This window comes from Pseudomonas helleri (assembly GCF_009600315.1).
GTDB classification, from domain to species: domain Bacteria; phylum Pseudomonadota; class Gammaproteobacteria; order Pseudomonadales; family Pseudomonadaceae; genus Aquipseudomonas; species Aquipseudomonas helleri_A.
In genome coordinates, this window is sequence record NZ_WIWC01000063.1 from 1 (window position 1) to 14,721 (window position 14,721).

Annotated in this window: 10 protein-coding genes and 2 pseudogenes; 4 read left to right on the top strand and 8 right to left on the bottom strand. The window is 58.1% G+C overall.

The features are described from left to right. The 3 genes and pseudogenes from GHN86_RS22260 to GHN86_RS22270 all read right to left on the bottom strand — a co-directional run. Positions 1-482: pseudogene (locus GHN86_RS22260) on the bottom strand (hypothetical protein); the annotation flags it as partial. 8 nt (positions 483-490) lie between these two features. Next, positions 491-1,348: an SH3 domain-containing protein gene (locus GHN86_RS22265; protein WP_323369420.1), complete on the bottom strand. Its 858-nt coding sequence runs from the start codon at positions 1,346-1,348 to the stop codon at positions 491-493. A 24-nt stretch (positions 1,349-1,372) separates the two neighbouring features. Continuing rightward, on the bottom strand, positions 1,373-2,632 hold the full coding sequence (locus tag GHN86_RS22270; RefSeq protein WP_153387330.1) for a hypothetical protein: 1,260 nt from the start codon (positions 2,630-2,632) through the stop codon (positions 1,373-1,375). Positions 2,633-3,004: 372 nt separating this feature from the next. Between GHN86_RS22270 and GHN86_RS22275 the strand changes: the two genes are divergently transcribed. The 3 genes from GHN86_RS22275 (at position 3,005) to GHN86_RS22285 (ending at position 5,025) form a co-directional block, all read left to right on the top strand. After that, the gene (locus GHN86_RS22275) at positions 3,005-3,811 is read left to right on the top strand and encodes an energy transducer TonB (RefSeq protein WP_153387332.1); all 807 of its coding nucleotides are present in this window, start codon (positions 3,005-3,007) and stop codon (positions 3,809-3,811) included. 85 nt (positions 3,812-3,896) lie between these two features. Then, positions 3,897-4,622 (top strand): MotA/TolQ/ExbB proton channel family protein, encoded by a 726-nt coding sequence (locus GHN86_RS22280; RefSeq protein ID WP_153380223.1) that lies wholly within the window; start codon positions 3,897-3,899, stop codon positions 4,620-4,622. A 1-nt stretch (position 4,623) separates the two neighbouring features. Further along, positions 4,624-5,025: an ExbD/TolR family protein gene (locus GHN86_RS22285; protein WP_153387334.1), complete on the top strand. Its 402-nt coding sequence runs from the start codon at positions 4,624-4,626 to the stop codon at positions 5,023-5,025. Positions 5,026-5,177: 152 nt separating this feature from the next. On the opposite strand, the gene garD is transcribed toward GHN86_RS22285, so the two are convergent. The 4 genes from garD to GHN86_RS22305 all read right to left on the bottom strand — a co-directional run bounded on the left by garD (position 5,178) and on the right by GHN86_RS22305 (position 10,280). Beyond that, positions 5,178-6,731 (bottom strand): galactarate dehydratase, encoded by a 1,554-nt coding sequence (garD, locus tag GHN86_RS22290; protein WP_153387337.1) that lies wholly within the window; start codon positions 6,729-6,731, stop codon positions 5,178-5,180. A gap of 11 nt (positions 6,732-6,742) precedes the next feature. Next, positions 6,743-8,098 (bottom strand): MFS transporter, encoded by a 1,356-nt coding sequence (locus GHN86_RS22295; protein ID WP_153380217.1) that lies wholly within the window; start codon positions 8,096-8,098, stop codon positions 6,743-6,745. A gap of 148 nt (positions 8,099-8,246) precedes the next feature. Beyond that, the gene (gene kdgD / locus GHN86_RS22300) at positions 8,247-9,158 is read right to left on the bottom strand and encodes a 5-dehydro-4-deoxyglucarate dehydratase (RefSeq protein WP_153380215.1); all 912 of its coding nucleotides are present in this window, start codon (positions 9,156-9,158) and stop codon (positions 8,247-8,249) included. 375 nt (positions 9,159-9,533) lie between these two features. Beyond that, positions 9,534-10,280, bottom strand: a complete 747-nt coding sequence (locus GHN86_RS22305; protein ID WP_153380213.1) for a FadR/GntR family transcriptional regulator — start codon at positions 10,278-10,280, stop codon at positions 9,534-9,536. A gap of 276 nt (positions 10,281-10,556) precedes the next feature. Here GHN86_RS22305 and GHN86_RS22310 point away from each other — a divergent pair, with 276 nt between their 5' ends. Further along, positions 10,557-13,730: an autotransporter domain-containing protein gene (locus GHN86_RS22310; protein WP_153387340.1), complete on the top strand. Its 3,174-nt coding sequence runs from the start codon at positions 10,557-10,559 to the stop codon at positions 13,728-13,730. A gap of 286 nt (positions 13,731-14,016) precedes the next feature. On the opposite strand, the pseudogene GHN86_RS22315 reads toward GHN86_RS22310, so the two are convergent. After that, positions 14,017-14,535, bottom strand: a pseudogene (locus GHN86_RS22315) (Hcp family type VI secretion system effector). Between the last annotated feature and the right edge of the window lie 186 nt (positions 14,536-14,721).

Consider the following 14,721-nt stretch of genomic DNA (forward strand, 5'->3'; position numbering starts at 1 on the left):
GCTACCGGGGCAGCGACCTCGGTCGGTGCTTGTGTCGCAACCGGCGCAGCAACAGGGGCCGCTGCTGGCGCCACAACCGGCGTCGCCACGGGGGCTGGCGCAGGTGTTTGAGCGGCAACTGGCGCTTCAACCACCGCAGGGGCCGCCGTCAAGGTCGCGAGTCCCATCTGGGTCGCCGTGCCGACGCCTGTGGCGTATACCGCCCCCTTGGCATCGACCGCTTTCCAGCTGACCTTGGCGCTTGGGCATTCTTGCCCAAGGATAAACGGCAGCTTGCTGAGCAGGCCGTTCAACGGTTTCTGATCATCCCAGACGGGACGTTGCATGGTGATGGCGATTTCCGGTTTGCACCAGTTGGCCGCGTCCCCTTCTACCAGCACGTGGATCTGTTCAGACTTGGAGTACGCTAATTCATGTGAGTACGCTTGAGGCGCAAGGCCCCAAGCACTCACCACTGCGAGAGCGAGTGCATGGTTCTTCATGGGGGTCCTTAGATGAGTTCCCAGGTGCCGTTGGCTTGTTTGCAGAAGGTGTTGTTCTCTTGCTCGTTGTCACCGTTGGCCGCTTTAAGGCTGACGGTCACGGGCCGGCACGAGGTTTCTGCGACCACTTGCTGGGTTTGCAGCGACGGGATGGCGTCCAGGTCGAACGCCTTGGTTTCTTTATCCGCCGCAACGTTCATGTCGTCGAGGTTGACCGCCGGTTTGATGTTTTTGGCCAGTGCCACAGAGGACGGTTGCACCAGATCCTTGTGTACGTAACCCACGGTCACACCCTTGCGCCCAACCAAAATCCAGTCGCCAGTCGAACCGACGGCGGTGAACTCGGTGCCCGCTTTGAGACCACCCACCTTGCCGGCGTTCTTGTTGGGGGCCGAGCGCACGTTGGAGCTGCTTTTGGTCATGTACGGTTCGTTGATCAGTTGCAGCGAAGGCACGGCTGCAATCTTCGGCGCGCGCTTCACTTCAACCGTTTTGCTCTGCGTGAACTCCTTGCCCTGGACAATTTCGGCCGTCGCACCCGAGTGTGCAGACGTCCATTTCACCGGCTGGGTGGAAGTTGTGGCGGACTGGTTCAACGCCTGTTGAGTGCGCAGCGCCAAGGCTTGCTTGTCTTGCTCATCGAGCATGGCGCCGATCTTGTTACCGATCAAACTGCCGATGGTGGTGGTCAACAGCACCGCAATGATTTTGCCGTTGCCACTGCCGATAAACGATCCGGCGACAGCGCCCGCGACAGCGCCGATGGCGGTGCCGTATTGCTGCTTGTTGATATTGCCCATTTGGGCACAGCCGGAGCTGGTCGCAATCGCTACAGCGAGCATGGAAACGATGAACTTCTTACGCACGGTGACTCTCCCTTGTGTGTCGCATCACTCCGCTCTCAGCAGAGGTTTTGTAAGGTTGTAAAGCATGGCTTGCGAGGTCATGGCCCAGTCGAATACGGAGGCCACTAACAGCGGTTGCCGGCCCTGACTTCTGAAGGCATCGCGGTAACCCGCGGAATCGACGATGCCGTTACTGAGCGCCAGCGGCACGACGACAATCACGGCAATAGCCAGCGGCCGCACAAAGCGGATACGCCGGCGCAGCGGTCTCAAGGCTTCAATACTGGAGATGACCAACACCACCAGACTGATCGCGCCAAAGAACAAACCGCTGAGCAGCGAAAAGGGGATAAACCACATGTTTTTGACCACATTGAGGCCTTCCAGCCCCTTGATGTCGGTGTGGGCGACATCAACGGCCATGTTGTCGGCAATGGCCGGCAGGTAACGCTGAAATTGCTCGCGGGTGGCGAACAGGTTCATCCCCTTCACGTACAGCGGGCCGAGGGTGCTTTGGGCCATATGGCGCATTTCGGGAGTGGCAAGCAACGTGTCGCGACTGCGAATACCCGGCGGGATAGAGCGGGCGTATTCGTCAATTGACGGCGTGTAGCCCAGATCGCGTCCCGCACGCGGCCAGGGGATGGGCTTGTTGTCGTTGCCGCCTATGCCTGCGGCGCGCAGGCCTTCCAGTTTGGTGTAAGTGCGGATGATGTCCTCGGCTGAAGGCACGGTGTTTTCTGTCAGCCGCTCATACAGCGCCTCGCCATTACGCACGGTGTAGCCCCGAAACACGGCGGCGGCAAAGCCCTGAAAATTCCGGTCGATACGTTCTACGTAAGAGCCCTGCACACTCATCAACACGCCAAGGTTGGCAATAAAGGCCTTGCCCTCGCCCTGGTCTTTGTACGCTTTATAGGGCAACCCCTGAATGGTCAGCGAGTCATACAGCAGCCCTTTTTTGGTCACGTAGGCGTACAAGCTGCTGACCCGTAACGGGGCCGGAAATTGCTCCGCAATCCAGTCCGGCGCAGCGCCCTGAAACCACCAGGTGGCGGGCGTGACGATCAGCGTTGAGGCGGCAAGCCAGATCCACAGCACCCGGCCTTTGTCTTTGAAACGGTGGTAACACAGGCGCCAAACGAGCAAGCACATACTGGTCGAGGCCAGCAGTTGGCTGAACAGTTCCAGTGCTTCGAGTTTTTTGAGCGGGATGTCGGCCCCGGCCATGTTCAACAGTTCGGCGTTGAACAGGAGGCTGCAAATCAGATAGATCGCGTTCAAGACGACGAGTGCGACGAGCATCCAACGAGTCCTTGTCAGAATGGCGGCAGTGAGCTGTAAAAAAGGAGGGATGCTCAAAAAGGGGTAGCATATTGCCATCTCACCCACCCGGACACCACCTCTAATCGAGGCTGCGCAAGTGTTGGTGTGGCAACAGCGCAGCAACATTGCTGCTTATTCCCACCCCCGTACTGCTCTTTCGTAGCAGCTGCCGCAGGCTGCGTCCAATTGCGCAGCGATCGCAAAACCTGCCCGATGTGTGCAACGCAACCCTTCAAATCGCTGAATTTACGACGGCTTCGCCGCCGGACGCAGCCTGCGGCAGCTGCTACGTACACTCGGGCACACTTATTGCTCTGACCCATTAAACGACCTTCACTGTGGAGTCATTCAATGGGTAATGTCCAAACCGCAGGCGCTGTGCCGCAGGCGTTGTGGCGCCAGGCACCGATCGGCGAGTTGGTCGATCTGGGGCAGATCTATCGCGGACCGCTGGCGCTGTTACGTCTGCAAAGCACACCCAAACGGATTTTGAGCCGTCGCGAAGCCGTGTTGCTCGGGCTGTTTGCCCTGGCACTGCATGGTGCGGTGATTTATTGGGTGAGCCAATCACCGGCCACCGTGCTGCCCATCGTGCCGCCGGAAGTGCCACCGATGACTATCGAGTTTTCCGCGCCCGCGCCGGTGATTGAAACGCCGCCACCGCCGCCTGAACCTGTGGTGCAGCCAGTGGTTGAGCCACCGCCTCCGGTGGTCGACGAATTGGCCGCCAAACCTGCGCCCAAGCCCAAACCAAAACCCAAACCGGTAATCAAGCCGGTCGCCAAACCCGTGGCCAAACCCATAGAGCAGCCACCTGCACCGCCTGCGCCACCCGTGGCTGCACCCGCGCCACCCGTTCCCGCCGCACCTAAACCGGTGACACCCGCTTCCGCCAATGCTGGCTACTTGCATAACCCGGCGCCGGAATACCCGTCACTGGCTATGCGCCGGGGTTGGGAAGGCACGGTTCTGCTGCGTATTCATGTGCTGGCCAGCGGCAAGCCCGGCGAAATCCAGATCCAGAAAAGCAGTGGCCGCACCCCACTGGATGACGCCGCACTGGCCGCGGTTAAACGCTGGAGTTTTGTCCCGGCCAAACAGGGCGATGTGGCACAGGATGGTTGGGTGAGCGTGCCCATCGACTTCAAGATCAACTGATTCACCCCTGATCGCAAAACTGCGGGCTACCTGACAAAAGGCGCATCGCTACACATGACTTAATGCCTTGTTGGAGAGCCACACCATGAACCTGATCGCGTCCCCTTTTGAATCCATCGAACATGCGGTCATCTGGCTGCTGATTATTTTCTCCGTCGCCACGTGGGGCTTGGCCCTGCTCAAGGGCGTGCAGTTCAACCGCCTGAAACGTCAGGACAAACGTTTTCTTAAACAATTCTGGGGGGCCACTAGCCTCGACGCCGCCGCCGAACTGGCCAATCAGTCACCCGGCGCGGCAGCTCGTGTTGCCCAGGCCGGTTACGCGGCGATTCAAGTCGGCGAAAGCGCCCACGCCACCGACCTGAGCCACTCGATCAATCATCAAGACCGCCTTGAACGCTCACTGCGCCAGCAAATCGTGCGCGAACGCCGCTCGCTGGAAACCGGTCTGGCCGTGCTCGCCAGTATCGGCAGCACCTCGCCGTTTATCGGCCTGTTCGGTACGGTGTGGGGCATCATGTCGGCGCTTAAAGGCATCAGCGCAGCTGGTTCTGCCAGCCTCGAAACCGTGGCAGGCCCCATTGGTGCGGCACTGGTGGCCACGGGGGTGGGTATTGCGGTCGCGGTGCCCGCGGTGCTGGTTTACAACTACTTTCTGCGTCGTCTGAAATTGACCGCCGCTGACCTGGATGACTTCGCCCACGACTTCTACAGCCTTGCGCAAAAGAATGCATTCCGCGTGCTGCTGCACCCGGTGCTGAACAAGCCTGCGACCACTGGCGCCGGGCAAAACGTCAAAGAGGCTTCCTGATATGGCTTTCTCGACGCAAGACAGCGATGAAGTAATGAGCGAAATCAACGTCACGCCACTGGTGGACGTGATGCTGGTGCTGCTGGTGGTATTTATCGTCACCGCTCCGCTGCTGACCAACTCGATCCCGATCAACCTGCCCAAGACCGAATCAGTCGCCCCGGTGGAGCAAAAAGACCCGTTGGTGGTGAGCATCGACGACAAGGGCAAAGTATTTATCAACAAGGACGAGGTGCAGCCTGAAGTGCTGGAGTTCAACCTGAAATCCGCCAAGGCCAAAGACCCTGAAGTACGCGTGCAATTACAGGCGGACAACGGCGTGAACTACGGCGAAGTGGCCCGCGCCATGGCCTCGATTGAGCGTGCGGGAATTACCAAACTGTCGGTGATAACGGCGAAGTAAAACGACTTCTCTCACGTAGCAGCTGCCGCAGGCTGCGTCCGACGACGCAGTCGTCGCACATCCAGGAAACTCGGTATGTCAGTTGTACCGAGTTTTCAGTTTTACGATCGCTGCGCAATCGAACGCAGCCTGCGGCAGCTGCTACGGTCCACTCAGGTAATCGGCGCCGGGTTGAACAGGGTGATGTCGTTGTGCAGTTTGTGCTGTTCGGCCCAGGTCTGTTTCTTGCCGCTGGCCACGTCCAGGTAGTAATGAAACAACTCCCAGCCGAGGTCTTCGATGGAGGCCCGTCCCGTGGCAATACGCCCGGCATCGATGTCGATCAAGTCGGGCCAGCGTTGCGCCAATTCTGTACGGGTCGAGACTTTCACCACCGGCGCCATCGCCAGCCCGTAGGGCGTGCCGCGCCCCGTGGTGAAGACGTGCAGGTTCATCCCGGCCGCCAGTTGCAAGGTGCCACAGACAAAATCGCTGGCTGGCGTTGCGCAAAATATCAGGCCCTTGCGGGTGACCCGCTCGCCCGGGCCGAGCACGCCGTTGATCGCGCTGCTGCCGGATTTGACGATGGAACCCAAGGACTTCTCAACGATATTCGACAAGCCGCCTTTTTTGTTGCCCGGCGTTGTATTGGCGCTGCGGTCTGCTTCGCCCTTGGCCAAGTAACGGTCATACCAGTCCATTTCGCGCACCAGTTCCTGGGCGACGGTTTGGGTTTCGGCGCGCGAGGTCAGCAAGTAAATAGCATCGCGCACTTCGGTGACTTCGGAGAACATCACCGTGGCCCCCGCCCGCAGCAGCAAGTCCGAGGCATAGCCCAGCGCCGGGTTGGCGGTGATCCCGGAAAAGGCATCGCTGCCACCGCATTGCATGCCCAGTATCAACTCGGATGCGGGCACGGTTTCGCGGCGGCGCTGGTCGAGTTTCTTCAGCCGGATTTCAGCCAACGCCATGATCTGCTCGATCATTTCGGTAAAGCCGTGACTGGAATCCTGCAAGCGGTACATCCAAGGGTCGCTCAAATCCACCGAGGGATCGTTTTCATGCATGACCTGCCCGGCCTGCAGTTTTTCGCAGCCCAGACCGATGACCAGCGCTTCGCCCCCCAGATTGGGGTTGCGCGCCAGATTGCGCACGGTACGGATCGGGATATAAGCATCCGCCGCCGTGATGGCCACGCCGCAGCCATAACTGTGGGTCAGCGCCACCACGTCATCGACGTGGGGGTAGCGCGGCAGCAGTTCATCCTTGATGCGTTTGACCGCGTGATCAAGCACACCGGTCACGCACTGTACGGTGGTAGTGATGCCCAGAATGTTGCGCGTACCGACGGTGCCATCCGCATTGCGAAACCCCTCGAAGGTGTAACCCTCCAGTGGCGGCGCGGCGCCAGGCACCTCGGTGGCCATGGGCAGGCTGTCCAGCGGCGGCGCCGTGGGCATGCGCAGTTGGTCTTCATTGACCCAGCGGCCTCGCTCAATGGCTTGCAAAGCGTATCCGATGGTCTGGCCATAGCGGATCACCTCGCCCCCCTGCGGGATGTCCACAAGGGTGACTTTGTGGCTTTGGGGCACAAAGTCCAGCGTCACCAAACCGTCGGCAAACTCGGTACCCGCCGGCACCCCCTGGTCATTGACGACCACAGCCACGTTGTCGCGCGGGTGTAAGCGAATCGAGCGCGGTGAGTCGGAATGTTCAATCAACGTCATGGCGCCGTTCCTTAACTGTGGGCGGGTGAAAGTTCTACGATTGACGGACCGCTGGCCGGTGGTTCTTTGAGGACCACGCGCTTGATCGGGCCGACGATGACCAGGTAACTGAACACCGCCACCAACGCATTGCAGCCGACAAATACCAACGCCCATTCAAAGGTGCCGGTGGCGCTGATGATGTAGCCGATCACAATCGGTGTGGTGATGGAAGCGAGGTTACCGAAGGTGTTGAACAACCCGCCGCTCAGGCCTGCAATCTGCTTGGGCGAGGTGTCTGAAACCACGGCCCAGCCCAGTGCGCCCACGCCTTTGCCGAAGAACGCCAGGGCCATGAAGCCGATGATCATCCATTCAACATCCACGTAGTTGCACGCCACAATACTGCTCGACACCAGCAGACCGGCAATAATCGGCGCTTTACGGGCGAAGGTCAGCGAGTGGCCTTTGCGCAGCAAGTGGTCGGAAATCACCCCGCCCAAGACCCCGCCAATAAAGCCGCAGATCGCTGGCAATGACGCGATAAAACCGGCTTTCAGGATGGTCATGCCACGGTCTTGCACCAGGTACACAGGGAACCAGGTCAGGAAGAAGTAGGTAATACCGTTGATGCAGTACTGGCCCAGATAAACGCCCAGCATCATGCGATTGGTCAGCAGTTGGCGTATGTAATCCCACTTGGGACCGTCAGCCTTCTTGCCCTTCTGATCCATGTCGACCATGCCGCCGTTTTCCGCAATGTGCTTGAACTCGGCCTCGTTGATACGCGGGTGTTCACGCGGGCTGTAGATCACTTTCAGCCAGATGCCCGAGAAGACGATGCCGAACATCCCCATCACGATAAACACATGCTCCCACCCGTAGGAATAAACGATCCAGCCCATCAGGGGCGCGAAGAGTACGGTGGCAAAATATTGCGCCGAGTTGAAAATGGCAGACGCGGTGCCACGCTCTGCGGTCGGGAACCACGCGGCGACGATGCGGGCATTTCCGGGAAAAGATGGCGCTTCGGCCAGCCCTACCAGAAAGCGCAGCATAAACAGCGCAACCACGGCAGTGGACATGCCGAACTCACCGACAAAGCCTTGCAGCACGGTAAACAGTGACCAGCTAAAAATGCTCAGCGCATAGATTTTTTTCGAGCCGAACCGGTCGAGTAACCAGCCGCCGGGGATTTGCCCGGCCACGTAGGCCCAGCCAAAGGCGGAGAAGATATAACCCAGGGTGACGGCGTCAATGCCAAGGTCTTTTTGCAGGCTGGAGCCTGCGATGGCGATGGTGGCACGGTCGGCGTAATTGATCGTGGTCACCAGAAACAGCATGAGCAAGATCAAATAACGGACATGCGTAGGCTTGGTCGCTTGCATGTAAAAACTACTCCCACTGATTATTTTTATGCGCGGGTGAATCTCTTTGGGTGTGGCGGCCTAGCAGGTGTCGCTTGAGGTGGTGCAGCTTGCCAACGTATTCCTTTACGCAAAAAGCCGCTGATTTCTCAGCGGCTTTGTTGATTGCTTACTGCGGACCCTGCTTGTCGATCAAGGCGGCCAGTGCTTCGTATTCTTCTGGTAACAAGTCGGTCAGTGGCGTACGCACAGGGCCTGCACTGTAACCGGAAATAGTTGCACCTGCCTTGACGATACTCACGGCGTAACCGGCTTTGCGGTTGCGGATATCCAGATACGGCAGGAAGAAGTCGTCGATGATTTTACCCACGGTGGCGTGATCTTCGCGGGCCACGGCGTGGTAGAAATCCATCGCGGTTTTCGGGATGAAGTTGAACACGGCTGAGGAGTAAACCGGCACGCCCAGTGCTTTGTAGGCAGCTGCGTAAACTTCTGCAGTCGGCAAGCCACCCAAGTAGCTGAAACGGTCGCCAAGACGGCGGCGAATCGAAACCATCAACTCAATATCGCCCAGACCATCTTTGTAGCCGATCAAGTTAGGGCAGCGTTCAGCCAGACGTTCCAGCAACGGCGCGGTCAGGCGGCACACGTTACGGTTGTAGACGATCACACCAAGCTTGACTGACTTGCAAACCGCCTCAACGTGGGCAGCAACGCCGTCCTGGCTGGCTTCAGTCAAGTAGTGCGGCAGCAGCAGCAGACCTTTGGCCCCCAGTCGCTCAGCTTCTTGAGCGTATTCGATGGCCTGACGGGTTGAGCCGCCGACGCCGGCAAGGATTGGCACGCTGGTGGCGCAGGTGTCGACGGCAGTCTTGATCACTTGCGAATATTCGCTGGCCGCCAGCGAGAAAAACTCACCGGTGCCGCCCGCTGCGAACAAGGCTGACGCCCCATACGGAGCCAACCATTCAAGACGCTTGATGTAGCCCTCACGGTGAAAATCACCCTGAGCATTGAAATCGGTCACCGGAAAAGACAGCAGGCCGGAAGAGAGGATGGACTTCAGTTCTTGTGGATTCATTATTCGAACACCCTGGGAGCTTGTTGTTATTAAAAAGCCAGCAGCGCTTGGCTGTGTCGTACGTCATCGTACAACTATAAAAACAATCGTCAATGCCTTGAGTGCCAATTAGTCGAAGACCGTCTTTGCCCGCGACCTGTCGAAAGCTCCCAATGCTTGTTCTAGAAGGGCTGCAGGGAAGGAAAAGATGAAAAAATATTTTGCAGAGACTGATACGTTGTCTGAACAACCTGTAGGCGCTGACAAGGAACGAAGGCTACGTTCGAGCGCCAAGCGGTCGCCATGCAGGCGCTTCGGGGTATCAGATGAATTGCCAATAAAAGCTCGCAGCCTTCGCTCCTCGTCAGCGACTACGGCTCAAGCCGCTATGCCTGTTCACCCCCGCGCTTCGGCCTCTTCATGGGCGTGACGCAAACGCTCGCGGCTGTTGGTCAAATGCAATCGCATGGCCGCCCGGGCCGCATCGGAATCCTGACGGGCAATCGCGGTGTAGATTTCTTCGTGCTCACGGCTCAGACGGTTCATGTAACGCTGCTGGTCATCATGGGCCAGGCTCGCCGAGTTGAGCCGCGTGCGTGGAATGATGCTGGTGCCCAGGTGGGTCATGATGTCGGTGAAGTAACGGTTACCGGTCGACAGCGCAATCTGCAAATGAAACTGAAAATCCGAAGCCACTGCATCGCCGTCGCGGGCGGTACTTTCGTTCAAGGCATCGAGTGCGGCACGCATCGCCGCCAGTTGCTCAGGGCTGCGACGTTGTGCGGCCAAACCCGCAGACTCCACTTCGAGGCTGATGCGCAACTCAAGAATCGCCAGCACATCGCGCAACGTGACAATGGTGGCAGGGTCAATGCGAAAGCCGCTCGGGCTCGGTGTATCCAGCACAAAGGTGCCGATGCCGTGCCGGGTTTCAACCTGGCCTGCTGCCTGAAGGCGGGAAATGGCTTCGCGCACGACCGTTCGGCTAACGCCATGGGCTTCCATGATCGCGGACTCGGTGGGCAGCTTATCGCCACGTTTGAGCAAACCGTCGCGAATCTGATCGGACAGTACCGTCACCAACTCCTGCGCGAGGCTGCGGCGTTTGCGAGGAAGGCGCGGTATGTCGTTTGGGTTTTCCATGGTGAAGATCTTTCTCGAATTCAGAGGTATCGGGGGCAAACTTGCCGACATAATAGCTCAAGGCGGTTGTACGATCACGTACGACGATAATCCGGCCCCCGCTGCCCTCCCGCCCACGGCCCTCACGGCAGCGCTTAGCCCTTAAATGTAAGAAAAATTGCATTCGCCTACGGATCAAACAGAGGCGTCTGCCGTGCAATCCAACTCCGTCCGATACGCATTCTGTTGCAACTTCCCCACGCTCTTTGGAGGACTTTAATCCAATGGAGCTGACACATGCTGAACTTGAAAATCCCTCCCCTGACACCCCTTACCTTGAGTCTGATGGCGGGTTTGTGGGCCTTTGCGTCGCACGCGCTGGCGTATTCCGAGCAAGGCCGTTTGCACGACACGGCCAGTTGGCGCAGCGATGAGTTCACCTCAAATTGGGGCTTGGCGGCCATCGGGGCGGATGCTGCCTACGCCCGAGGACTGAGCGGTGACGGCGTTCGTCTGAGCCTGGCTGATTCGGGTACGGACCTGCGTCACGGTGAGTTTGGCGCAAAAGATCATCGTCCGATTCGCTTGGCAGATGAAGGCTGCCAAAGAGAAACAATACCTACCGCCACCCAGTCCGGATGCTTCTACTCCGAAGGTGATCGGGCCAGTATCGAATACAACGACTTACCCCCCAAAACATTGGCAATGCTGCAAGACATGGTCGCCAACGGAACCTTGTCCAGCCTGGATCTTCATTGGTACAAAAGAATGCTGGGAGCCTATTACGACCCTCATGGCACCCACGTGGCGGGTACCATGTTGGCCAACCGCGACGGTACTGGTATGCACGGCGTGGCATACGGGGCAAACCTGAGTCCGATCCGACTTTTCGGTCACATCTATAATGATGCGCCCTACTCGCTTGATCGAATCAAGACGGTTGCCGCGAGTAACGAGGCCTACGTCAATGCGTTTAAGCAAATGCAAGAACAGAACGTGCGTGTCATCAACCACAGTTGGGGCATTCCTGAACAAGTTGACACTGTTGAGCAACTGGATGCCGCTCTGCAGGTGCAGCGCTCATCCGTCGGCAGTGTGTTGGGCAACATGTCTCTGGACGGCGGCTTGTTACAAGTCTGGGCCGCGGGTAACTCCCTGAGCCTAAATCAGACGCCTGAGTCGGCGCCTTTCGCTGACACGCTGTCTTCCTTGCCGCGCGCCATGCCCGAACTTGAGCCTTACTGGGTAACCGTAGTCAATTTGAATCAAAACCTGACGCTTGATCCCAGCTCATTCCGGTGCGGGTACAGCAAAGAGTGGTGCGTGGCGGCGCCCGGTACCCGCATCACTTCTACCGTCTTCGATGGCCCGATCCAGGTTGAAAACAACTATGACGAAGACGGTGAAATAGAAGGGTTCAACCTGATAGACGAGCGTCTGGACTTTGACTACGCCGCTTATACGGGAACGTCTATGGCAGCGCCGCATGTAACCGGCGCGCTGGGGTTACTGATAGAGCGCTTCCCTTACCTCGACAATCCACAAATCCGTGACGTTTTACTGACCACCGCGCAGGATTTGGGCGAGCCTGGTGTCGATGATGTCTATGGCTGGGGGTTGATAGACCTGAAAAAAGCCATCGACGGCCCCGGCCAAATACGCGTCGATACCACCGTGGTGATGGATCGTCGGCCGGGCGGCGCTGTGGTGTGGCAAGGGGACGCTTGGGACGATTGGAGCAACGACATCAGTGGGCCCGGACGCCTGAGCAAAGCCGGTGAAGGTTGGCTCAGGCTTAGCGGAGACAACAGCTTTGCCGGTGCCACTCTTTACTCCGGTCTTTTGGAACTGGAAGGCAACAACCGCCTCACTGACGATGTGACGGTTCAAGGTGGGTTACTGCGCCTTAACGGCACCTTGCAGGACACCGATCTAAACGTTAACGGGGGGATCGCACAAATCAATGGCAGTCAGAATCAGGGGCTGACCCGAGTCACTGTAGCGGGCGTGCTCAGTGGCGATGGTCAGCTCTCTGATACCCACGTCGAAGGCACGATTCTGCCCGGCAGCGAACATCGTCCGTTGACGATCAACGGCGAATATCGGCAGATCGAAGGGTCAACGCTGGTTGTGGGCCCAGCCCTTAACCCGGCGGCAACCTCGCTGCAGGTAAGCGGCTTGGCGCACATCGAGGGCGGGACATTGCGCCTGACACGTCTGCCCGACGCATTTGCGCTCGGTAAGCACTACCGAGTGTTACAAGCAGATGCAGGCATCAACGGCCAGTTCACTTCGGTAGACCATCGCCAGTTCTCGCCGTTTCTGAGCTTTATCCAGACCCGTGACGCTCTCACGTTAGGGTTTGACGTCGGGCGTGGCCAGCCGCTGGTTACTGCGGCCAAAACCGCCAACCAACGCGCCACGGCACACGCCGCCGACGAGCTGGATATGTCCCACACCCTTGCACAGCGCCTGACCTCGCTCTTCCCGAATGAAGCCAGCCGTGCGCTGGATCAATTAAGCGGCGAACTGTACCCCGGCATCCAGTCGGTTCTGATCGAAGACAGCCGCGTCATACGTGAAGCCGCCTTGCAGCGGGCACGCAGCGCGGGGGAAAACACCTCCCGCCCGTCTGGCTCTGCCGGTCAAACCGTATGGGTACAGGCGATCAACAGTCAGGGTCGTCTCGACGCAGACGGCAACGCCGCGCGTATCAGCCACTCGCGCAAAGGCGTAATGATCGGCGCAGACCATGACTTCGAACAGGGCACGCGTGCAGGCGTGCTGCTGGCAAGCACAGAAGGCAGCATGCGCAGTGCGAACGCAGGCAAAGCCACGGTCGAGTCTTATCAAATAGGCGTGCATGCGGGTCACACGTGGGGCGGGTTCGGCGTGTATGGCGGGGTCGCCTACACCCGTAACCCGGTACACAGCAAACGACAGGTGAACTTCAGCGATATTGATGACAGCCTGTCTGCCCGATACGTGAACCACACGCGACAACTCTTTACCGAAGGTAATTATCGCTGGGGCCTGGGCCCATGGGACGTGCAACCCTACCTGCAATTTGCACATGTCAGCTCCCGTAGCGCTGGCTTCAACGAGACCGCAGGTATCAGTGCCCTGAAGGCTAAATCCGCCAACCAGACCGTCAACCTGAACACGAGCGGTGTACGCCTAACGCTGGACATGGGCAAAACATCCATGGGCCCTTCGTGGCTAAGCTTCAACGGCGGTGTTGCATACACCCGCGCCAGTGGCGACTTGACCCCCACTGTGGATGCCTCCTGGCAAGGCGGTAGCAGCATGCGCATTGCCGGAGCGCCGTTGAACCGCACGGTTTTGAACATGAATGCAGGCGCTGTGGCACGCCTAGCACGTGACAGCGCCTTGAGCTTGAGCATTACCGACCAGCGCGGTAACCGCTCGCAGGAACAGAGCGTTAACGCTCAGTATCAGTTCGAGTTTTAAGCAAGGTTTCACTCCGGGCTTGCCTGCCCTGACGCAACGCTGTTGTTGCGGGCAAGTCCATTGGAGCATCACCCCTCGCTTCGATGTACCTGAGCCTCTGGGGCCGCAGTTGAACGGTGCTTTTCATTAGCGGGCAAACACCCAACGTCACTTTGGCATCGGTGCGTCTGAGATTGAAGTCGTTGGGTTTTGTAGAGGTCGCTTGATCATGCATCAGACGCCTGTATTACGAATACCAGCCGTCGACCTGCTTGCGCAGGCCGACAGTGCACAGGACTATCCCGAACTAACCGGAAACTGGAGCACGCCAGTCGTCAGAGCCGGAGGTACCACTGGTTTCGTGAGTCCAGGTGATTTTGCGGTAAGAAAAATGCACATCTTCCAAATGAGTGAAGTGCAAATTGTCAGGGTCTTGGCAGTTGTGCATGTAGCTCTTGATATTAACGATAACCGCGTCTTCAAGTGTGGTGGTGTAGTAATACTCTTGGTTGCCATTACCCGAGTTTCGATACCACTCAATAACGACTTCAGTCATACGTTCACCGGAGGTCAATGCGGCAAGCAAAAGCGGCGAAGACTTGTCAAAGACCTTGGTAATGCACACGGGCTTGTGTACCCGCTGACCGGTTGGCTGACCCTATTGGGGATCGCGTGGAATGATGACATCGTGGGAAAAACCTTGAACCATTACCTGGTCTTCATGCCCTTCCTGATAAGTATTGCCCACTGAGTCAGGAGTGAAAGCGCCTGCAGTGATCAAACCCTGTTTTGCACCCGTGACAGACATATATGCTGGCGTAGCCATAAAGTGTTCCTTGAATAATTGAGATAAACCCATGCGTCATTACACATTGGGCAACATCAACCAATCCAATACTTATGCCAACTTTTCATCACCCTTACAGATCAAGGCCTAGGCGGTTGCAGGAGCTGAGTGCAACACGGTTATTGAATTGACGCAGGAGCATCATATTGCATAGCCAAGGCTTTC